At 41.3% G+C, this 612-nt stretch carries 1 protein-coding gene; it reads right to left on the bottom strand.

The window, feature by feature from the left end:
• On the bottom strand, positions 1-612 hold a 612-nt coding region (locus ADICYQ_RS27435; RefSeq protein WP_040416566.1), incomplete at both ends, for a hypothetical protein.

The raw sequence follows: 612 nt of genomic DNA, 5'->3' as shown, positions 1-612 counted from the left end.
GGCCCCAAGTTCTCCACTAACTCTTTTTCCCAAAATCAATCCATTCGCACCGTTAAGAAATGCATTTCGGGATGAAATAGTAGATCCAACGGCCGCAATTCCTTCCAATCTTACTGTAGAGGTTCCGCTTACCAATCCAGTAGAATTAGCTTCTGCAGGGTTAATATAAGGAAATATAGGATTGGCCTGCTTCCAACCTGCTGGAAGCTCTACGCTGCCTTCGAAACCGGTCGAATAGGGAAAAGTGGAAATATACGTTTGATCTGGTACCCGAACTTCAATGTCATCTATAAAGATACCATCGCGTGAACTAGTCGAACTTCCTCCAAAGTAAGAATTATCATATTGTTGAAACCTGACAATAAATGAAGATGAAAGTGTCAATCCGTAATGACTTGCCAACCTGTCAATATCCAAGGGAGGTAATTGACTCCAACTTGCATCTGCCCATTTGTTCCCATCAAAATCCATTACTTTGGTAAAGGTTGCTCCTGCGTCGTCACTAAAGAAAATCCCATCGAGGGGATGGGTGTTTTCATAATAATTATTCATCCAAAAGGATAATTCAATATCAGGGGTATTGCTTAAATCCAATTGAAGATCCACCGCAAC

The organism is Cyclobacterium qasimii M12-11B (assembly GCF_000427295.1).
Classification (GTDB): Bacteria; Bacteroidota; Bacteroidia; order Cytophagales; family Cyclobacteriaceae; genus Cyclobacterium; species Cyclobacterium qasimii.
This window is presented reverse-complemented; position numbering and strand designations above follow the sequence as displayed.